Genomic DNA, 20113 nt, shown 5'->3' on the forward strand with positions numbered 1-20113 from the left:
CCATTACGACATAGCGACGCCTTAATCAAAAAACGCTGGACGCATTCTGAGTGGTCACTTATTAATGCGGATTGGTATTGATGCTGCGTTACCACAAAAAGGCCGCGATTAAGTGATATTTTGTATCTGTTTTAGGGTGCAATAAACAATATATTGTATTAATATTTAGATACTGTTTGTTGTTTTATGTAACCTAAGTTGGATGTATTTAGTTGAAAGTGTATCCAATTTGGATTACGCTAAGGTATTAACAATGGAAAGTGAGATTACTATGTACTCTTTTCAAAGCAATCCGCACAAGCAACAACCTGTTAAGAAAACGGTTTTAAGACAGTACAGAGAACTGGTTGATGCAGTTAAGGGAACGCTATTACCCTCAACACCTAAAGAGGGCTGGATTAGAACAGTAAGAAAGGCGCTTGATATGTCAGGTGCGCAGCTAGCAGATAGAGCAGGCATGACAAGAAATAGAGTTTCGGTGCTTGAAAGGCGCGAGGCTGATGGTGACATAACGCTAAATCAGTTAAAGCAACTAGCTGAAGTTCTAGACTGTGATTTCTCATACACTCTAAAACCTAAAAAGGCTGTTATTGACACAATGCAAGATCGTGCACTTAAGCTTGCAGAAATAGAAGTAAAGAAAGCCTCTAAAAATATGTTTCTAGAGGCGCAGTCAGTAAGCAAAGAGAAAGAAAATATTTTAATAAGTGAGCTAGCCGAAGACATTATGCGTGCCGGTGGGCGCAAGCTATGGGGTAAAAATAAGGAAGACAAAGTATTTTGATTATGAATGAACCAGAAGGTGCGACACCACTTGATCCAGATGATATGGAAGGGTTGAAACACCCACACGTAACAACAAGAGAGCAACTTAACGAACTTGAACAATCTAATATACTAGCAGGCCAGCAATGGGTTAGTGGTATCTCTGGCTTAACGCTGGATGCTATTTTTTCAACTGAGTTCGTTTTTGCACTTCATAAGAACCTATTTGGTGATGTGTGGGCTTGGGCTGGAACCACCTGGAACAAAGAGTTGAGTATTGGCTGCGATCCCTTTCAAATCAGGCCCAAGCTCCATAACTTTCTAGAAGATGCCAAGTGCTGGGTAAAGTTCAAACATTTCTCACATTTAGAGCTCAGCGCTCGTATACAGCACAAGCTTGTTGAGATCCACCCTTTCGCAAATGGTAACGGCAGGCATTCTCGTATATTTACCGATGTTGTTCGCATAGTTCTACTAAAAAAACCGCCGCTTAACTGGGCAGAGGGCAACCTAGAAAAAGTGAGCGAAGAGCGCAAAGCTTATATCACTAGCCTTAAGGAGGCAGACAAAGGTAATTTTGCTCCGTTCGTTAAATACCTAGAGAGCCTTGGCAACTAGCTTAAACGATAATAACCTTTATCTTGTCAGTCTAAACAAGTGTCTCTGCCTGATGTTCAGTTACCGCTACACACCCAGTTATTGAGTCACTGCGGCTAATTTGTGCTGTTCTTTTTTCATTAAGCCTAAAACATCCGCATCTTTAACTAATTCCTGTTCATTTAAGGTCACACTGATGTTGTTGCGGATCGCATAACAGCCATTACGGCCGAAGTTTTTAAATAACGTCGGCACATTCAAGCCAAGCATTTTATGTATTTTATTCAGATCTGCATGGTAAAAACTGTCTTCAACCGTGTTCATCATACCGCCATCAATTTGATCACTTAGCTGTTTTCTGAGGGCAAACTGAATGAATAATAAATGCGGTACGCTGGTTAAACTGTGCATGACAGGCTCATTTTCTGCTGATGCGTTTTGCTGCACACTCACCAACCAACGACGTTGATTGTCAGGATCGCGTTTTCCAGTAACATGAATATTAATCTGATTTTCTGGCAATTTCGCCAAGCTGTTCTCTTTCACTTGCGCGAGCCATTGTTCTTGCAGCCAACTGATAGCGACCAACAGCAACACCATTAATAGCAATATTTTGGAGGTTAAACTAATAATTAACCGCGTTTCGCTAGGGGGTGCCACTGTGCGTCGGTAAACAGATGGGTTATTTCTAACATTTGTGCAAATAATGCATACAAAATAATAGAGCCAGCAATTAATGCGGCTTGTTTGCTGATGCGTTGATAAAAGGTCACGCAAATTACCCAACCTAAAATACTTAAGGTTAGGCTAGATAAAATTACATCCAGGATGTATTTCCAATAGCGATTCTCAATATTGGAGGTAATAGAAGCGACCACCAAACCGCCACAAATCACCATCCACACCCAACGTTCATGCAGTTGAAATAATCGTAAGCGTCTGGGGCCATATTCAAAAAAGGCCGCTGTCAGTAATAAAAACACGCTGTTTAATGTTGATGTATAAAGTCGCATCACATTCACATCGTCAAACATTAACGCCAGTGCAGGCCAAATTGCCCAGGTTAGACTTGCTAGGGCAACAAACAATAGCCCTTTTTCCCGCCGTGGGGCGTCGTGTGGTTCTATATCTGGAGTCGGGTATTTATAGGTTATCCAAAAAATTAAACTCGCCATGCCACAAACACAAAGTTGAGAGATTAAATACCAATGCGGATAGGCAAAGGTTATTGCGGTTAAATTTGGCATAGGGATCACTGAATTAAGTTACCTTGTTAATGTAAAGACGCTTGTATATTGTTCGATTACACCAGCTAGCGATAAAAATACTTATGCTTGAGCATAACGTCTATAAAGCTAAAAAACCAACGTAAATCAAGCTGTAAAGCTTATTTAAAGTCACTTGTAAAACTTGCAAAACTATTTTTCCCATCCGTTAGCTTTAGCTCAGTTGGTCATCATCGGCCGCTCTCTTAACATAATTGCAACCCATCGATTTGGATTCTATTCACAGTCGATTTGGATTCGATTTGATTCTATTCGCATTCTATTTGCACAGTTAGCAGGAGAGCTTAATGTTTAAATCACACCCTCGCGGGCTATCAACCTTATTTTTTATCGAAATGTGGGAGCGATTTAGCTTCTACGGCATGCGTGGATTATTGCTGTTGTTTATGGTCGCCAGCGCAGAGCAAGGTGGCTTTGGTATGAGTACCGAAGATAGCGCCGCTATTTATGGTTTATATACCGCGTTGGTTTATTTATTGGCCTTGCCTGGCGGTTGGATTGCAGACCGTTTAATCGGCCAGCAAAAAGCGGTATTTTACGGCGGCGTATTCATTGCGTTAGGTCATTTCTCGATGGCGATTGCCGGCAAGATTGGCTTTTTTACTGGACTAGGTTTAATCATTATCGGCACCGGATTATTAAAACCCAATGTCAGCGCGATTGTTGGCCAGTTGTATCACAACGATTCTTCAAAACGCGATGCTGGCTTTTCCATTTTTTACATGGGGATAAACTTAGGTGCATTTTTAGGCCCGTTAGTCTGCGGCATGTTAGGTGAAAACATCGACTGGCACCTAGGTTTTGGCGCAGCTGGCATTGGTATGGTATGCGGACTGATCCAATATAGATTTAAGATGAGTGAACTTGGCGATGCTGGCACGTTTAAGCCCACCAACCCACAACAACTCGCAAAAGATAGCAGCCTGTTTGTTAAAATATCGCTTACCATCATAAGCTTGATTGTAGGCGTTACCGTTGCCGCAAGTACTGGAATAATTAATCTCAGCCTAAGCGCAGTGGCCAGTGTCACGGGAGTGATTATTGTCGCTATGGCGATTGGTTTTTTTGTTTATGCGTTAGTGTTTGGCAAATTAATAACCGCACAGAAAAAAAGCATCGGCCTTATCTTTTTATTATTTATTGGTTACGCCATTTTTAATTCTGGGTTTGAGCAAGCGGGCTCTTCAATGAACCTGTTTGCTAAGCAATATACCGACCTTTCAATATTCAATTGGCAAATGCCAGCCAGCTGGCTGCAGTCAGTTAACGCCCTGTTTATTATTATCATGGCGCCGATAATGGGTGGACTGTGGTTGTGGTTAGGGCATAAAAATCCGTCGATATTAGTCAAGTTTAGTCTGGGTTTATTACTGCTTGGTTCAGGCTTTTTTGTACTCGCATGGGGCGCAAGTTTTAGCGATGCCAATTCAGCGGGAGTCAGCCCTATGTGGTTAGTGGTGACCTACTATTTGCATACTATTGGTGAGCTGTGTTTAAGCCCTATTGGTTTAAGCGCGGTATCGCAGTTATCGCCCAAGCATTTAGTCAGTCAAATGATGGGCATTTGGTTTATGGGCGCATCGCTGGGTAACTTAATTGCAGGGCTGGCAGCAGGGCAAATTGGCACATTACCGATGCAAGAGTTATTCACTATTGTAGCGAGTGTGTCGGTAATTGCTGGCGTGATTTACTTGTTAATCTCGCCCTTGGAGAAGTATGTAAAAGTAAATGCGAAAGTTAGAGAACTTGTGAGTGATTGATCGTGGGTAAATGAGTGGATTTAAGTGGGGTCAGAGTCTGAGGGATCCCCACGAATTTAATAGCATGCTTGTGGATCCTTGATTAACGATTGTAGCGTCTTCATAAGTGGGGTCAGAGTAAACTTTATTCAATTAGCTTAAAAGGGCGTCCCATTTTCTTTGGATGCATACTTTTCCCCGTTAGTTTTTCTATTTGGTCTTTAAATGTGTCGCTGCCGATTACCAAGCCTTTATTGGTTGCTTGACGAATATCGTTAATCATTTTTGCATCTAATTGATGTTGAAATAGGGCTCGATAAGATGAATGCCTTGCTTGAGGGTCGTTGCTTATTGAAAGGTAAACTTGATGTGGAGTACAAAGCTGAGAGGCTTTACCTAGGGCGTTGATTTGATAGCTCGACCAGACATATTCGGCAGGGTCATTAACTATATTCGCTCTTACTGGGTTGAGTTCAATATAACGATATAGTTGGATTAAGTATTCTTCGGTTTGCACTAAACAAGATTTGAAACGACCTTCCCAAAGTGTTCCGGTACGTTTGTATGTGTAATTAAAATATCTGACATATTGTCTACCAAGTGATTGCATCATAAGGCTAACAGCATTGGCTTTTTGAGGAGTACAAAGCAAATGAACATGATTTGTCATAAATACCCACGCGTGAATTTCAACATGAAATTTACGTGAATACTCTTTTAGCCATCCAGCATAGGCTTTAAAGTCTTGTTCAGACGTGAAGCAAACGTGGCGATTATTACCTCGTTGAATAACGTGTTGAGGAATACCGATGGGGCAAATTCTTGGGGATCTTGGCATGTGCAACTTCCCTGTTCAAAGTGACTTGAACTAGAGAGTATAGTTGAGAAATTTAAGTTTACTCTGACCCCACTTATTCTGACCCCACTTATTCCCACTCACTTATTCCCACTTATTACTATCATTCATTTTTAACCCTGTTTTAACATCTCTAAAACTCTCTTCTATCTGCAACTCTTCCACTTATTCTTATTTCTTAGCTTTGTGAGCATCCATTAAAAAACATATAGGATTAGCTTTATCTGTCGCGTGCAAGTTGTTTTTCAGTAAAATCAACACTTTCAGATATTTGCTTAATTACATGTCCAAGTATTATGGTAGATATTGATTTTGAAGCAGTCGTTAGATGAGCTTCTAGTTGTTTTTTAAACAATTTAAACCATTCAAATTCAGGGTATAGCTCATCATCAGCACGGAGAATTCGATTTAGACGGTCTTTGATTACGGCAATAAACTGATGTTTAGTTTTATTTGGTAAATTTAAAAAAGCATTAAGAAATTCATTTGCATTTATAAATTGTAATATTGGTTTATTTTTGTAGTGTTTTTTGCTGTCAGACCACTCAAAATAAGACAAAAACTCTTTGGGATCTGAATTCATAACTTGAATTAACTTAACTGATTCTGCTTGCGTTATCTTTTTATTCACATTTATAGCATAATCATTAATCATGTTTGATATTAACTGAAAGTCAGGGTGCCGTTCGCAGGTATAACTTAAACCTTGGTATGAACCAAATTCATTTAATTCTTCTAGTAGTTCATCACCGGTTTCAACAGAGCTTTCTTTATCCAAATCTTTTAGATAATCATTCACATCGTTAACAATATCATCGGGCGTTTTATTCAATAATTCATGTTGTGATTGCAGCAAAAGCATACCTGCAACATGTTTTAATTCGCATAGGTTATTATATTCTCTGTTATTAAATTCATTGACGACCAAACCTTGTAGCCTAGTAAACTCATTATCATCTAGGTTGTAGAAGTACCATAACTTTTTCCAATTAGGTGCTTGTTCAAGAGCATAGAATCTAGAAGCTCTAAATCCAGCATTTATTTTTGTCAAATCGGTACTGTTACTTTCAAAAAAACCTTGCCAAACACTTATATCAATAATTGAATCAGAAAAATTAATCTGATACTTATCTTTTATTTTTTTCTTATTATCCGATTCAGTATTGGTCTCCCCATCCGAGTTATCATCCCATATGTAATCATAATTGAAAAATTCACCCACTTTATCAGCAGGTAAACTTCCGGCATGAACTTCCATTGAAACGGCGATAAATAAAGCAAGAAAATGTTCCATTAGCTCTTCTTTATCCTTAATGTCAGCGTCTAATTTGCTGAACCATAATTCTAAATCTAAAAAGCATTTTCTTAATGATCTTAAGTTGTTATATCCAGAATGAGTAAAAGTACTAATTATAATGGCTTTATACTTCGCAAGTGTTTCTAGGTTAGCGGGTGATATCAAATTTGTTACAAAATGGTCAAATACGCCTTCTACATCGGCTTTGACTTCTATTGTTTTACCAATAAGCTTTTCTTTTATTTTTTGATATTTTATCTGAGACTGGGAGTCTGAATTCGAAAGTTCTATGAGTTTCGACTCATCCGCAATGAGTACAACTTTATAGCCATCCTTCTCTACAAAGTAATTGATATAACCTAGGATAACTTGAATATCCATTGAGCATCGTTCAAGATCATCAAAAACCAAAATGCAATGTTTTGTATCCGTTAAATATTTAGCTAAATTAATTTCTGGAACACTAAGATTGGCTGAGACATCAGTCTTCCCGTCGCCATCCAAGTCAATTTTTAACGCTCCCTTTAAAATGCCTTTTGCAATTTGGCCAGCGAAAATCATTTTTTTACTAGATATAATAGGGTTTAACTGCTCAAAAAACTTTGCTTCAATATCTGTTATATCCCCAATGCCATAAAGGCTGACACGAAGAAACTTGAGGTCACTATTAGCGCATTTCATTTTACTAATAACCTCGTCGACTAGATGTGACTTGCCGCATCCCCAAAAACCTTTGACTAGTAATGCATACTCTGGCGCAACTTCCATCGAACAATAATATTCAATTAAATCTCGTGCATTTTGATTTAGGTCTGTCATGGGCTTTCCTCCTTGAAGTCAATAAAATAGATCAGAGTCACTTTAAAATTTACTCAATTTCTCAAAAATTTATTAGAAATACATCAAAAAGACAAAGGGGGGAGGGCGTTAAGCGTTGTGCTGTGGCTTTGTATAAACGATAGCGGTGGCTATGGTTTCATCCCTGATTTTGATTTGATCACTTGTGTTGCTTTGACTGCTTTCGAGCCTGCATTCCTTGTGTGTCTAGACAATAACCGATTATTAAGCGGTTATTCAATCAATAATTGTACGAGTTATGAGGATAATACGGCAAATGTCATTTATAGAAGGGTCACTAGGGCCTGCTGATCTTTCAAGGCTGAGACTTTGTGGTGTCGCTATGCTAGATAAAACGTCGATAACGCAGTAAACATGGCCAACAAACGCTGCCCTAAGGGGCCGCAACCAGCAAAGAATAAATACCCTAGTATTAAAGTGTAATCAGTAACGGCTTGGCGTTTTATCAACATGCCTCTTGGTTATCCGCTATTGATGCATTAAACCTTGATACAAGTTTGTTGTAGCGATTAAACCGTGCTTAATAAAATGCTGGTTTCGCTGTTAAGCACCCCTTCAATGCTGCGTACTTCTCTTAGCACTTTATCAAACTCTTCTAAACTGGTTGCGCGAATATCGGCGACTAAATCCCAAGCGCCATTAGTGGTGTGCAGTTTTTCAAGCTGTGGTATGCCCCTGAGCTTATTGATTACTTGGGTGGTCGAGCGCCCGACAACCTCTATTAACATAATGGCGCGAACCAGATTAGATTCTAATTGCTCGTGGGCGCGGATAGTAAAGCCCAAAATGGCGCCGCTGCTGACGAGTCGGTCGAGTCTATTTTGCACTGTGCCACGAGACACGTGTAATACTTGCGCCAATTTTGATATGGATGCTCTGCCATCTTTACGCAAAATGGCAATAAGTTGCTTATCCAAGGCATCGTACAAATAAGGGTGGGCAGAAGCTTGCATATGATTGAAGGCCTTAAATTCAGATTGAATTAGCAGTTTATACAATAAAGCTTAGCAATATGACAAATATTAGTACAAATTTTGTAAAGAATTGACATTTTGTTTGGCTGATGCCATCGCTATGATTAATCACCGCCAACTAATGAGTTTGGTTATCGCATTTAAGAGGGATTAATAGGATGAGCTGCGCCATAGATAATAAGCCGAACAATGTTGCCTTTGTTAGTGTCACCGCCATGTTAGATTTACTTAAACAGGTCGGCACTGACGCTTTTTTATTGGGGCTAAGTGCTTACATTGAGCAAGATTATTTGCGTTGGGAGCTATTTGATAAATCACCACGCTTTGCCAGTCATTCAGCCGATGGGGTGATTGAATTAATGCCGACAAGTGATCAACAACAATTTAGTTTTAAATACGTCAATGGCCACCCTAAAAATACTCATATTGGTCTACAAACGGTAACCGCTTTTGGGGTGTTAGCTGATGTTGCCAGTGGTTATCCAGTGATGTTATCTGAAATGACCATTTTAACGGCACTGCGCACTGCTGCTACCTCAGCGATGATGGCCAAATACCTTGCGCCACAAAACGCCAAAACCATGGCGATGATTGGTTGTGGCGCGCAATCAGAATTTCAAATAATGGCATTTAACGTGGTGTTAGGCATTACTCAGTTCAGAATTTACGACATTGACCGAGCAGCGATGCAAAAATGCCAACAAAACTTAGCCTCTGAAGACATTGAGCTTATCTTATGTGACAGCGCTGAAGAGGTCGTCAAAGGCGCTGAGATTATTACCACTTGCACCGCTGATAAGCGTAATGCCACTATTTTAACCAGCGATATGGTATTAGATGGGGTACACATTAATGCCATCGGCGGCGACTGCCCTGGTAAAACCGAATTAGCAGCAGACCTGTTACTGCGCGCCGATGTCTTTGTTGAGTACGAACCGCAAACCCGCATTGAAGGTGATATACAGCAATTAAACGACTCATTTGCAGTAACCGAAATGTATAAAGTGATTCGCGGCGATCGTAAAGGCCGTAGCTATGCAGAACAACTGACCATTTTTGATGGTGTCGGTTTTGCTATCGAAGACTTCTCTGCACTGCGTTACGTCCATGATTTACTGCAACAACAATCGACCCCGCAACAACTGGAATTATTAACTAACCAACAAAACCCACGGGATTTATTTGGTTTATTACATCAATCAGTGCAAGTTACTCGTTTAGCAGTAGGTGCATAATGGCTATTAATCCACAAGCGCCATCGGCAGTGGTGATGATCCGTCCTCATTATTTCAGCCCAAACCCGGAAACCTTGTCAGATAACAGTTATCAAAGTCAGCATTTTAGCCAAGACCAAGCGCTACTTGCCAAACAAGCTTATGATCAAGTCAGCCTGGCACAACAGCAACTGCAAGATGCGGGTATTAACGTGCATGTATTTGAAGACCTTGGGACTCAAACGCCTGATTCAGTATTTCCCAATAACTGGTTTTCAACTCATTTGGGCGGCCATGTAGCCATTTACCCTATGTACGCCAAAAATCGCCGTAAAGAACGTCGTACCGACATTATTGATATGCTCAAGGCACAATATCGGGTGCAAGATGTGATTGATTATTCAGGTTTAGAATACGACAACATCTTTCTTGAAGGCACGGGCGCTATGGTGTTAGACCACGTTGAGCGTGTTGCTTATGCGGTAAGGTCAAAACGCACTGACTCATTGGTGTTAGAACGTTTTTGCACCCAATTCAATTTTGAACCTATGGTGTTTGACGCAGAAGATGAAGCTGGCGTGGCGATTTATCACACCAATGTGTTGATGTGTATTGGCAGTGATTTTGTAATGGCGGGTTTTGGGATGATAAAAGATAGCGCCTGGCGCCAACAAATTATTCGGCGTTTCCAAGACAGTGGCCGCAGTATTATCGAGCTAACAGAAAGCCAAATTAGACACTTTTGTGGCAATGCGCTTGAACTGCAATCTAAGGCTGGGCGTATTTTGGCGTTATCCAAATGTGCCTATGATGCGTTAACCGATGAGCAAATTGGGTTATTAAGCCAGAGTGTGACTCTGCTGCCATTAGATGTATCGGCTATCGAACTGGCAGGCGGTTCTGTACGTTGTATGCTTGCAGGGATCCATTTATCGAAAAGATAACGCTTTCAATCTGCAGCAATAAGCCTTAATTTATTAAAAATAATATAACACTGAATATAAAATTAAATATAAAACAAAGGAAGTTGCTTAATGGTTAATGACATTATATCGCTGGTTAATAACGTTTTATGGGGCGATTATCAAATACTGATCTACATATTAGTATTTGCCGGCATATGGTTTTCATTAAAATTAAGATGTATTCAGTTTCGACATTTCGTGTATATGTTTAAAGTCATGAAAGGCAGTACCCAAAGCGATAAATCAGGGATCAGTTCCTACCAAGCCTTGTGTACTGGCTTATCTGCCCGAGTCGGCACCGGCAATTTAGCCTGGGTTGCGATGGCTATTTCGCTTGGTGGCAGTGGCGCGGTTTTTTGGATGTGGGTGATTGCCCTCTTGGGTATGGCAACTGGTTTTGCCGAAAGCGTGTTAGGTCAGTTATATAAAGTACGAGACGATCATAAAGAATACCGCGGAGGGCCTGCTTATTATATTCGTGCAGGGCTGAATAAACCTTGGTTAGCTGTGTTATTTGCGCTATGTCTATTTTTGGGTTACGGCATTAGTTTCAGCGCTATGCAAGCCAACACCATAACCGATGCACTCAATAACACCTTCGACATTTCTAGCGTTTATTCCGGCGCAGTGATTACCTTAATTGCTGGTATTATCGTCATGGGCGGGCTGCGCAGTATCGCCCGTTTTGCTGAACTTGTGGTGCCGTTTATGGGGCTGGCGTTTATTTTAGCCGCAGTTATTGTCACCTTAATCAATATTCAGCAAGTACCAGCGGTATTGATGGACATATTCAACTCGGCATTTGGACTAACGGAAGCGGGCGCTGGCGCACTGGGCGCTGCAATTAAAAACGGTATTCAACGCGGTTTGTATTCAAATGAAGCAGGTGCCGGTAGCGTACCCCATGCAGCAGCAGGGGCAACGCCAGTACCAAACCATCCGGTGGCGCAGGGTTACGTGCAGATGCTTGGGGTATTTATTGACACTATGGTGTTATGTAGCTGCACCGCGGTAGTGATTTTATTGGCCCAGGGCAATATTGGTACTGAAGTAGAAGGTATCCGCATTACCCAAAATGCCATGACTCACCATATGGGCGTCAGCGGCGATATGTTTGTAGCCATCATCATCACCCTGTTCTCATTTACCTCTGTTGTTGCCAACTATGCCTACGCAGAAAGTAACTTGCACCTATTCAAACTAGATAACATCTATGGCCGCACAGCTTACACCTTGCTGTACTTAGGCATGGTGTATTGGGGGGCTAATGCTTCATTAAAAGAAGTGTGGAACATGGCCGACATGGCATTGGGATTAATGACAGTGGTTAACATCAGCGCCATTATGCTGCTGACCCCGACCATAGTAAATTTAACCCGCGATTATCAAATGAAGTTAAAAATCAATAATAAGCCTGAATTCAAGCTGGCTGATGTGAAAATTCAAGGTAAAACCGAAGACGGCGTATGGTCTTAATTGCCATATTTCAGGCGTTTAGTTTTTTTGAAGTAAATTGATAAAGATAAAAAACTTGAGGGCTTCAAGCTGGGTATAAATACTAGCGCGGTGATTATAGTTTGAACGGTGACTATGAGGTTTTTGGGGTTATATAATTGTTTTTATTGTTATTTGTTTTCACCGCTAGCAGGATGTTGACTGCAAAATTTGAATGGTAAAATCTTACTCGTTTTTATTCAAATCGGATTTATATTGACGATAATTTAATTTTCTATGTTAAAAAATTAAAGCTCACACCATATGTCAGCGTTTGCTGCTAACTCAAATATAGAATAAGTGTACAAAATAGTTTAGTTCACTGATTTATAATAATTAATTAAGTCGCCGCTATAGGTCTATTCTTGGATTTTTTCATAAAAAAAGCCCGAAATATTCATCTCGAGCTTTAGGGCATTATGGCCATTTTTGTATCAGACTAATCGATTACAAGGTGTAACGAATACCAATAGCGATACCATCTTCTTCTGACAGCGACATTCTGGCTTCTTGTTCTTTATCTGCGCTAGTAAAATCACTGAAGTCTTTGCGACCTTCAACATATAACACTGTGTTGGTATCCCATACATAGTGTAAACCTACTACCACGAACTGGCGCTTAAATACGTCGTTTGGATCGGCGTTAAAGTTGGGTTGAATAACATAATCGTTACCTGCATCCAAAATATTATACGATATAAAAGGACGTAAACCGTTTTCAAATTTATACGACAATAACGATTCGATACCGTAGGCGTCTTTGATTAAGCGACCTATGTTATCCGTGTCATGGTTTTCTTGTCTATTATAGTTAGCCGCAGCATAAAGGCCGTTTTTGTCAAAGTTGCCCCAGGTTACACCGGCGCCGTAAATAAGGTCGATAGCGGTTGTTTGTTCGCCATTGCCAAATTGCACATCAAACTCACCTCGGTTAACTCCGGCTGTGAATGTCAGCATACCTGTTGCGTTATAGGTTACAGCACCACCATAGGTATAGTTAAAGTCAACTTGCTGGGCGGCTTTATCGCCAGCTTGAAATAGCTCTTCACAGTCAGTTTGGCTAATTTCTTCACTGGTATCACAGGTATAAAAACTGCTATTTTTTAGCTGTGTTTGAATTGCAAAACTCACATCACCGAAAGCATTACGGTACTGAACCGTTTTGTCACCACGACCGACACCATTTACAGCACCATCATCTTTGTTATAGGTATATACACCAGCTGTATTACCGTCCCACACGAAACCGTAGTTAGTGTTATAAACTACGTCGTACCAAGCGCCCCATTGCTTACCTATGGTTAACGTGCCGTAGTCGTCATGTGCCAGCCCGACATAGCCTAGACGGTTATAAAAAAACTCGTCTTGAACAGACTCAAATCGATTGTTATAAACAATATCACTGTTACCTACAGGGTTAACTCCCCACTCTAATTTAGTAAAAGCACTCCAGCCATGGGTTAATTGACGATTAAACCCGAAGTTAATACGCGAGGCACCATTAACCACTTCTGTTTCACCCTGAGTATTAATGATACGAGCATCTATAAAACCGCCAATTTCGACAGCATTTTTATCATCTTTATAAATTTCTATTGCTGAAACGGTTGGGGCAATAAACAGTGCTGTAAGCGCGGTAGCTAAAAGTGTGGTTTTCATTCAGGGGGCAACCTTTTAATTTGAGCCTGCAAATTGCAGCTCGTTATTATCGTCTTTGTTAATTGGAATTGAGATTAGCAAAGGATTGGCAATCCTTCCAAGATAAAAAGTATTATTACAGACGATAAACGTCACAATTTTTAACTCATTAACGGATGACAAACAGATTTGAATGCTATGAAAACACCGTTGAAACACAGTAGTAACAACACTTACATTAGGGCAATGTTGTTTTTTGGGGCATCGCCATAAATAAGCTGAGATAGTGAGCTGATTTTGTCTTAAAGTGGCTAGGATGATTGGGTTCATCCTAGCTTAGTATGATTAACGTTCAAATATTAGCGTTCAAATAAGTCGACCGTGTTGGTCAGTTTATCAGCCAAGTTACTGAGCTTATTGCCAGCTTGACTGATTTGATAATTCCCTTCTGATACCGTATCGCCTAGCAATTTAAAATCTTGCACCTTAAGTTTGACCGTATTGGCTTGTTGCTGTGATGCTTGCGCTAACATTGCAGCTTCTTGGCTAACAGTAGCAAGTGATAATATCGTCTGCCTGCTTTGTTCAAGTGTTATTACTAGCTGTTTGGCTAGCTCTACTGATGCTTGTGCTTTTTGTTGATTAGAGGACATATTGCCAACCGCAGACTGTATCGAATCAACAATATTTGCCAACATGGTATTAATTTCTACGGTAGATTGATGGGTGCGTATCGCCAAGGTTCTGACTTCGTCTGCGACAACCGCAAAGCCTCGACCTGATTCACCCGCGCGGGCGGCTTCAATTGCGGCATTAAGTGCTAATAAGTTGGTTTGTGATGCAATATCAGCAATGGTTTTTACTACATTTGAGACTTGATTACCGGAGTTTTGTAAGGTGAGTAACATGCCTGCTGTTGTTTCAATATCGTCAGCTAACTCACTTATGCTGGTGGCGGTATGTTGTACCTCTTTTTGACCTGCAGCCATACTTTTAGCCCCTTGCTGGGCTGAGTCTGATGCATTTTGAGAGTGTGCAACACTTTGTTCCATATGATGTTCTAATTGCGACATGACATCGACTAAGCTGACGATAGTGTGTTGTAACTCGTCGACCGAAGCGGATGATGTACCTGAGGAATGACTCAGTTGCGTAACAGTTTGACTTATGCCAGCTATAGCATTGTGTACATCGTTCATACCAAGACGGAATACGTTAATTAAGCCATTAACACTGGTGGCGACATTACTGATTTCGACAATGCATTCATCTGATAATTTGGTGGTTAAATTACGGGTTTGTGCAATGCGGGTTAAGTCGTTAGACAGTTGCTGAATAGGGCTAGCAATTTGTTTTTGCGCCGCTAAATAAGCGCCTATTGCCACGAGTACCATTAAGCCTACCAATACATATATCAATAATGTGTTGTCTCCCAATTCTTGTTGGATATTGATTGCATTATTGTTGGCTTGGGTAGAAATCTCTTGCGCTAATATATCTAACCGGCCCTTTAATTCATTAGCACTCTCGTTTAAGCGGCTTAACTGATCTCGAGCCTTGTCCCAATCTACCGACGGCTGACTCATTGTTGTTTCGAGCGCAGATAAGGACGTGTATAACGCATCAATTTGGGTGACTAATTGTGTTGATACTAGATTGTTTAACTGTTGATGTTGTTGATTAAGATTTTTAGTTAAGGTGGTTTTTTGTTGACTAAATTCGCTGATATTAATGGTCGTACCGTAAAGAGAATATCCCATTAACACTAATTCTTTAGCATGGCTTTGTACTTCAGTGATGCTGTTAAGTGCTGGTAAAGTACCATCAACAAAGCCTGCTACCTCATGCTTAACCGTTTGATTGCTATTACCGAGTAAGCTTGCGGCAATTAACGTCATGATTACTGTGGCGGCATAACCTAATAAAATACGAGCTTTGATGGTATTAAAAGTATGAAGCATAGGGCATATACCTTAGATTTTTTGTCAGAATAGAGAAGACCGGATAATCGTGGTTTTTTATTCAGCTTTTAGATGAGTATTATCATCTTTACTGATGTTAGTTAAATATTGTTTTTAATCCATGTATTGATGTTTGGCTGTGTCATCCGATAAAACGATAAGATAAATATTATTACATTTATTTCGTTTTATATTTGAAGAGTCTGTTGAGCAATTATGGGTGGTAAATGATATTCTGACATCATTTGTTTATGTCAGTAATAATGAAGTTATAAAGGACTGAAGATGATAATAGCTTGCCCCCATTGCGATACGTTAAATCGTGTCCCACAAGAGCGTCTTGAACAACAACCGACTTGCGGTAAGTGTAAACAAAATTTGTTTGTGGCAGCACCTATAGAACTCACCTCGGCCAATTTTAGTTACCATGCGACTAAATCAGAATTGCCATTAGTCGTTGATTTTTGGGCTAGCTGGTGTGGGCCTTGTAAAAACTTTGCCCCAGTATTTACCCAAGCTGCTCAAAAATGGGAGCCCAGATTTCGGTTTGGTAAACTCAACACCGAAGAGCAGCAAGCCTTAGCAGCTCAATTCAATATTCGATCTATCCCCACCTTGATGGTGTTTAAGCAAGGTAAAGTGATTGCACAGCAATCGGGAGCCATGCCAGCTGCATCATTTAATCAATGGCTAGAGTCATTAAAATAGACTTTGGGGCATTCAATAAGCCAATATTGAGGCAATAATAAACGCGACAATATGTCGCGTTTATTATCGATAATCTTGTTATTTATTCTTCCGGTGACCGTAACTTAATACTCGCGTAATTTGCCACTTATCGTCAACCTGGCGCCAAACCATGACAAAATCTGCTTTGCCTTCACATTCATTAGTCTTATTTTGACAAAAAATATGTACCCCTTTAGTGATGGCGCCAAAGTCCTTAATCGAATGCACGTTAAATGTTCCGTCAATCAGTTTACGGCTGTAATGACCACATGCATTGTTTTTAGTGTTGGCTATCATGCTGTCACGATCCCAAGTAACGCCACCATTATCGTGATAAAACTCGACATCAGTCGCAAAAAAACTAGCATGTTTAACAAGCTCATCCGGATTTTGACAGCGATTGAATGATTCAAATAGCGCTGTATCTAGTGCTTTCATTTTGTCTGTCAGTATTAAGTCGTCAGCAACGGAAGTCATCGATAAAAAGGTGAGTAAAACGAAGGCAATCTTTGTCATTTGGTTCGCTTCCTAGCGTAGTGAGTAAGCAGGATGGATGATAATACAGTGAATCAATCACGTTGAGATTACATGAATATAGTAGATGATAGTCGACTTAGTATGAATATCGCTATTTGCCTCTCAATTAACCCCCTCACTTAAGCTACTCACTTAAACCACTGTCTTAGGTCATTTTCACTTTACATCGACAAGCCCTGTTATTTGCATAGATGTATCACGGCTAGGTCAATTCACTTGCTTAAAATTATGTCTGAGCATGCCATTGACAGCCAGTCGACCAAGTCGTTAGTCAATGATTTTAATATAGAATAATATCAGAAGGTTGGTGTTAAATAATTTTGACTATAGTCATAACGCTTGCAAACCATTGTGAGCAATATGCAGGCAATGCATGTTAAGAGGCTGGTTACTGTCTAAGGTGGATCAGTGATTATTTACATAAGGGAATATTGTATGAATAGATTTTATAAAAGAAAGATAAGCGCATTAGTCAGTGGCTTATTACTGTGTATATCGGGTTCCAGTATTGCCCTTGCTAAGCAAGTGACATATGAAAAAACAGGGCTAATGGCTAAGGCGGATACAGCGAAAAGTAAGCTAACTGATCCTGCAGTACTTAATTGCAGTGCTGATGCTAGCTGGTTTACAACACCAAGCTTACCCTCTGAAGTAAAGCAAAGTAATGGTCCTGGAGACAGTTCATTTTGCGACTTTTATCAGTTTTCCTGGCAAACCTTTAGTTACTTAATGGTAAAGTCACAAGCTCATCCTGATGTACTCAATTTTCAAGACACAGACCAATTCTATGAGCTAGAAGTTAATAGTGATGGTACTCCAGCTAACTCCTGTGATGATAAGCACGACTCACATGTACTGTTTATTCGCTCTATGAAACCGCAAGAAAACGGCACTACTTTTACGATACCTGAGCGCATAGGCCAAGCTGGTGGCGGGGCGACTATTTACGATCAAAATGAAAACGTTGTTTATTACGATGTGCGTTTTAGTAAAAACATGTGTGATGTTAAAGCGATACAACAGAAACAAAATTTTCCTGGTGGAACCACTGAGCTTAAAACTGCCTGGAAAGTGCTTGGCGCTAATGATGACCCAAGTAAATTCATTACTATGGATGCCAATATTACCCTGGTAAAAGCAGACCAAAAAAACAGTAAAACCACTAAATTGGGGATGGTTGGTTTTCATGTCGCAGTCGCAACCCCTAATCACCCTGAGTTTGTTTGGGCCACCTTTGAACACAAGCAAAACACCCCAGATTGTACCTTACCCGAATCGACCACTAATTGGTCTTTTGCTAGCCAAGCCTGTACGGCGAGCTTGAAAGATAATAAGGCAAACTGTGATTTTAATAACCCAACTGAACAAACTTCAATTACCGGTAACGCGACAGAAATTTGTCGTATGTATCCTTATGGGTCGTCAGTAGCGGATGCCAATTTTGATGAGAATACAGCTGCCATTAAAACCCTTAACGCTAACGTTCAGCCTTATTTAACGGCTGATTTTAAAGTATTGGCAAACTACTTTAATGTGGGGGCTTTGTGGGTAAGTGACATTTCTGAAGGCTCTTATATTACGCCAACAAACGGTCAGCCTGTGTCGCAAATTGGTAATCAAAGAGGGTCATTAAGACTCGCTAACACGGTTGCTGAGACTGAATATCAAGAGGTAAATACCGCGGCGATAAATCTTAATCCAGATCAAAAAAATCTAGCATCAGCATCATCGCCGTCAGCAGGTTTTGTGTCTAATTGTTTTGGTTGTCATAACTACACTGGCACGGCCAGCAGTGCCAGTAATACCACCTCTAACAGCTTAAGTCATATTTTCGATGATATCGCTGTGGGATCTAATCAGTGTTTAGATGTGCAAGCTGCTAATACTATTAATAGTCAGACGCAAGCTGAGGCAGATTGCCCTAGCACTTGTGCTAACTCTTCTTCGAAACTTAAGTGGAATGGTCAATGGACTAATCAAAGTGCCAGTACTGGTGCACAATTACCACAAACCGTTTGCGGTTGTTGTAATAAATAATGTTAATGTGGATAAAACAGCTGGTGATGTAACCCGCTGTTTTATTTTAGTTGCGAAGCCTTATCGGTTATAAACATAAAGATTTATTGTCGTGCCCATTACTGTTTATAAACAACTCTATTTCTGCCTAAGTGTTTAGCTTTATACAGTTGTGCATCTGCTTCTGATAATACATGAGATAGCGTCATGTCTGTTTCAAATTTGGCCACGCCTATACTTAAGGTGATGGACAATATCTGATCTGCAAAGTTGAACTCACGTTGACTGATTTGTTGACGAATCGATTCAGCTAATGCTAATGCCTGGGCGAGTTCTTTGGTTTCAACGATGACACAAAATTCTTCGCCGCCAATTCTAAAAGTACAATGATGATTAGCGATTAAGCTAATTTTTGCTGCACACTCTTTAAGAATAATATCCCCTGTTTCATGACCATAACTGTCATTTATTTCTTTAAAGTAATCAAGGTCTAACATTAGCATGTACATTGACATGTTAGGTTTTGTGGACATTTTTTGAAACTGTTTTGCTAACGCTAAGCGGTTATAGCTTTGGGTGAGAGGATCGAGCAAAGCTAATTCTTGTAGTTCTCTTTCTGAGTTTTCTCTGTTAGTTTCATAGACATAAGATACAATCCACACCATAAGATAGCTGCATGTAAAATTAACTATCATGGACGAGAACATCACTGCTGATTTTACACTGATATCGAACAGTGAAAACACCAGTAAAATACAGGTAGGAATAGTGGCTGACTTTTTACCCAGTATAAGGAAAAACAGAATAGGAACAACCAGTGCCCAACAAAATCGAAAACTAGTTAAGTCCGCAATATAAATAGCAAAAATAATCAGTGCTGTCAGGCCGTAAACATATAGATGTACTTCCCAAATTTGATGGCGATCGTTTAATGCACGGAACATTAATAGCAGCGACAACAAAGAGTATATAAGCTCAAATATCGCTAATACTGGGCTAGCCTCTATCTTGAGTAAATTAAAAAAACCTAAAAATATGCCAATGATACTTAATAAACCACAGGCGCCTATTAACACTTTTTTTCTAAGGCGATAGGTTTTATCCAACTCTATCCTATGCATAGCGCTTCCATATCAGACTAATTACCATCATATTATTTCATCATAGCGTTATTTGGAACAATGAGT

The 20113-nt window shown here is 40.1% G+C and carries 17 protein-coding genes; 8 read left to right on the forward strand and 9 right to left on the reverse strand.

Annotated features, from left to right (window positions below):
- Positions 1-253: 253 nt before the first annotated feature.
- The gene (locus L0B17_RS05175; protein WP_235088098.1) at positions 254-784 is read left to right on the forward strand and encodes a mobile mystery protein A; all 531 of its coding nucleotides are present in this window, start codon (positions 254-256) and stop codon (positions 782-784) included.
- Positions 785-786: 2 nt separating this feature from the next.
- On the forward strand, positions 787-1383 hold the full coding sequence (locus tag L0B17_RS05180) for a mobile mystery protein B (RefSeq protein WP_235088100.1): 597 nt from the start codon (positions 787-789) through the stop codon (positions 1381-1383).
- A gap of 78 nt (positions 1384-1461) precedes the next feature.
- On the opposite strand, the gene L0B17_RS05185 is transcribed toward L0B17_RS05180, so the two are convergent.
- Both L0B17_RS05185 and L0B17_RS05190 read right to left on the reverse strand, forming a co-directional pair.
- Positions 1462-2022 (reverse strand): hypothetical protein, encoded by a 561-nt coding sequence (locus tag L0B17_RS05185; RefSeq protein ID WP_235088102.1) that lies wholly within the window; start codon positions 2020-2022, stop codon positions 1462-1464.
- Positions 1995-2609 carry a hypothetical protein gene (locus L0B17_RS05190; protein WP_235088104.1) on the reverse strand — a complete coding sequence of 205 codons (615 nt, stop codon included), beginning with the start codon at positions 2607-2609 and terminating at the stop codon, positions 1995-1997. Before L0B17_RS05190 ends, L0B17_RS05185 begins: the two co-directional genes overlap by 28 nt.
- Positions 2610-2935: 326 nt before the next feature.
- Here L0B17_RS05190 and L0B17_RS05195 point away from each other — a divergent pair, with 326 nt between their 5' ends.
- Positions 2936-4408: a peptide MFS transporter gene (locus L0B17_RS05195; protein WP_235088106.1), complete on the forward strand. Its 1473-nt coding sequence runs from the start codon at positions 2936-2938 to the stop codon at positions 4406-4408.
- Positions 4409-4532: 124 nt separating this feature from the next.
- Here the strand turns inward: L0B17_RS05195 and L0B17_RS05200 are convergent, their stop codons facing one another.
- From L0B17_RS05200 to L0B17_RS05210, 3 genes are all read right to left on the reverse strand, one after another.
- Entirely contained in the window at positions 4533-5225 is a 693-nt protein-coding gene (locus tag L0B17_RS05200; RefSeq protein WP_235088108.1) for a transposase, read from the reverse strand.
- A gap of 238 nt (positions 5226-5463) precedes the next feature.
- Positions 5464-7359, reverse strand: a complete 1896-nt coding sequence (locus tag L0B17_RS05205; protein WP_235088110.1) for a P-loop NTPase fold protein — start codon at positions 7357-7359, stop codon at positions 5464-5466.
- Positions 7360-7907: 548 nt separating this feature from the next.
- Positions 7908-8351, reverse strand: coding sequence for an Lrp/AsnC family transcriptional regulator (locus L0B17_RS05210; protein WP_235088112.1), 444 nt, complete (start codon positions 8349-8351; stop codon positions 7908-7910).
- Between the two features lie 179 nt (positions 8352-8530).
- On the opposite strand from L0B17_RS05210, the gene L0B17_RS05215 reads away from it, so the two are divergent.
- The 3 genes from L0B17_RS05215 to L0B17_RS05225 all read left to right on the forward strand — a co-directional run bounded on the left by L0B17_RS05215 (position 8531) and on the right by L0B17_RS05225 (position 12027).
- A complete protein-coding gene (locus L0B17_RS05215) occupies positions 8531-9607 on the forward strand; it encodes an ornithine cyclodeaminase (RefSeq protein WP_235088114.1) in 1077 nt (358 codons plus the stop codon).
- Positions 9607-10530 carry a citrulline utilization hydrolase CtlX gene (ctlX, locus tag L0B17_RS05220; protein WP_235088117.1) on the forward strand — a complete coding sequence of 308 codons (924 nt, stop codon included), beginning with the start codon at positions 9607-9609 and terminating at the stop codon, positions 10528-10530. Before L0B17_RS05215 ends, ctlX begins: the two co-directional genes overlap by 1 nt.
- A 90-nt stretch (positions 10531-10620) precedes the next feature.
- Positions 10621-12027, forward strand: a complete 1407-nt coding sequence (locus tag L0B17_RS05225) for an alanine/glycine:cation symporter family protein (RefSeq protein ID WP_235088119.1) — start codon at positions 10621-10623, stop codon at positions 12025-12027.
- Positions 12028-12492: 465 nt separating this feature from the next.
- On the opposite strand, the gene L0B17_RS05230 is transcribed toward L0B17_RS05225, so the two are convergent.
- Complete coding sequence (locus L0B17_RS05230) at positions 12493-13704, reverse strand: porin (protein ID WP_235088121.1); 1212 nt, start codon at positions 13702-13704, stop codon at positions 12493-12495.
- Between the two features lie 338 nt (positions 13705-14042).
- Positions 14043-15644 (reverse strand): methyl-accepting chemotaxis protein, encoded by a 1602-nt coding sequence (locus L0B17_RS05235; RefSeq protein WP_235088123.1) that lies wholly within the window; start codon positions 15642-15644, stop codon positions 14043-14045.
- 285 nt (positions 15645-15929) lie between these two features.
- Between L0B17_RS05235 and trxC the strand changes: the two genes are divergently transcribed.
- Positions 15930-16352: a thioredoxin TrxC gene (gene trxC / locus L0B17_RS05240; RefSeq protein WP_272491886.1), complete on the forward strand. Its 423-nt coding sequence runs from the start codon at positions 15930-15932 to the stop codon at positions 16350-16352.
- A gap of 78 nt (positions 16353-16430) precedes the next feature.
- On the opposite strand, the gene L0B17_RS05245 is transcribed toward trxC, so the two are convergent.
- Complete coding sequence (locus L0B17_RS05245; RefSeq protein ID WP_235088124.1) at positions 16431-16889, reverse strand: nuclear transport factor 2 family protein; 459 nt, start codon at positions 16887-16889, stop codon at positions 16431-16433.
- A gap of 456 nt (positions 16890-17345) precedes the next feature.
- Between L0B17_RS05245 and L0B17_RS05250 the strand changes: the two genes are divergently transcribed.
- A complete protein-coding gene (locus L0B17_RS05250) occupies positions 17346-18947 on the forward strand; it encodes a mannan-binding lectin (protein ID WP_235088126.1) in 1602 nt (533 codons plus the stop codon).
- A gap of 98 nt (positions 18948-19045) precedes the next feature.
- Here the strand turns inward: L0B17_RS05250 and L0B17_RS05255 are convergent, their stop codons facing one another.
- Complete coding sequence (locus L0B17_RS05255) at positions 19046-20047, reverse strand: GGDEF domain-containing protein (RefSeq protein ID WP_235088128.1); 1002 nt, start codon at positions 20045-20047, stop codon at positions 19046-19048.
- Positions 20048-20113: the final 66 nt, after the last annotated feature.

Source organism: Shewanella sp. OMA3-2, from assembly GCF_021513195.1.
Lineage (GTDB): Bacteria > Pseudomonadota > Gammaproteobacteria > Enterobacterales > Shewanellaceae > Shewanella.

Bases quoted from the DNA above. Each gene is read 5' to 3' on its own strand.
- L0B17_RS05210 (WP_235088112.1), bottom strand. From the start codon at position 8,351: ATGCAAGCTTCTGCCCACCCTTATTTGTACGATGCCTTGGATAAGCAA.
- L0B17_RS05175 (WP_235088098.1), top strand. From the start codon at position 254: ATGGAAAGTGAGATTACTATGTACTCTTTTCAAAGCAATCCGCACAAG.
- L0B17_RS05245 (WP_235088124.1), bottom strand. From the start codon at position 16,889: ATGACAAAGATTGCCTTCGTTTTACTCACCTTTTTATCGATGACTTCC.
- L0B17_RS05255 (WP_235088128.1), bottom strand. From the start codon at position 20,047: ATGCATAGGATAGAGTTGGATAAAACCTATCGCCTTAGAAAAAAAGTG.
- L0B17_RS05200 (WP_235088108.1), bottom strand. From the start codon at position 5,225: ATGCCAAGATCCCCAAGAATTTGCCCCATCGGTATTCCTCAACACGTT.
- L0B17_RS05215 (WP_235088114.1), top strand. From the start codon at position 8,531: ATGAGCTGCGCCATAGATAATAAGCCGAACAATGTTGCCTTTGTTAGT.
- L0B17_RS05180 (WP_235088100.1), top strand. From the start codon at position 787: ATGAATGAACCAGAAGGTGCGACACCACTTGATCCAGATGATATGGAA.
- L0B17_RS05195 (WP_235088106.1), top strand. From the start codon at position 2,936: ATGTTTAAATCACACCCTCGCGGGCTATCAACCTTATTTTTTATCGAA.
- L0B17_RS05205 (WP_235088110.1), bottom strand. From the start codon at position 7,359: ATGACAGACCTAAATCAAAATGCACGAGATTTAATTGAATATTATTGT.
- L0B17_RS05230 (WP_235088121.1), bottom strand. From the start codon at position 13,704: ATGAAAACCACACTTTTAGCTACCGCGCTTACAGCACTGTTTATTGCC.
- L0B17_RS05250 (WP_235088126.1), top strand. From the start codon at position 17,346: ATGAATAGATTTTATAAAAGAAAGATAAGCGCATTAGTCAGTGGCTTA.
- L0B17_RS05225 (WP_235088119.1), top strand. From the start codon at position 10,621: ATGGTTAATGACATTATATCGCTGGTTAATAACGTTTTATGGGGCGAT.
- trxC (WP_272491886.1), top strand. From the start codon at position 15,930: ATGATAATAGCTTGCCCCCATTGCGATACGTTAAATCGTGTCCCACAA.
- ctlX (WP_235088117.1), top strand. From the start codon at position 9,607: ATGGCTATTAATCCACAAGCGCCATCGGCAGTGGTGATGATCCGTCCT.
- L0B17_RS05235 (WP_235088123.1), bottom strand. From the start codon at position 15,644: ATGCTTCATACTTTTAATACCATCAAAGCTCGTATTTTATTAGGTTAT.
- L0B17_RS05190 (WP_235088104.1), bottom strand. From the start codon at position 2,609: ATGCCAAATTTAACCGCAATAACCTTTGCCTATCCGCATTGGTATTTA.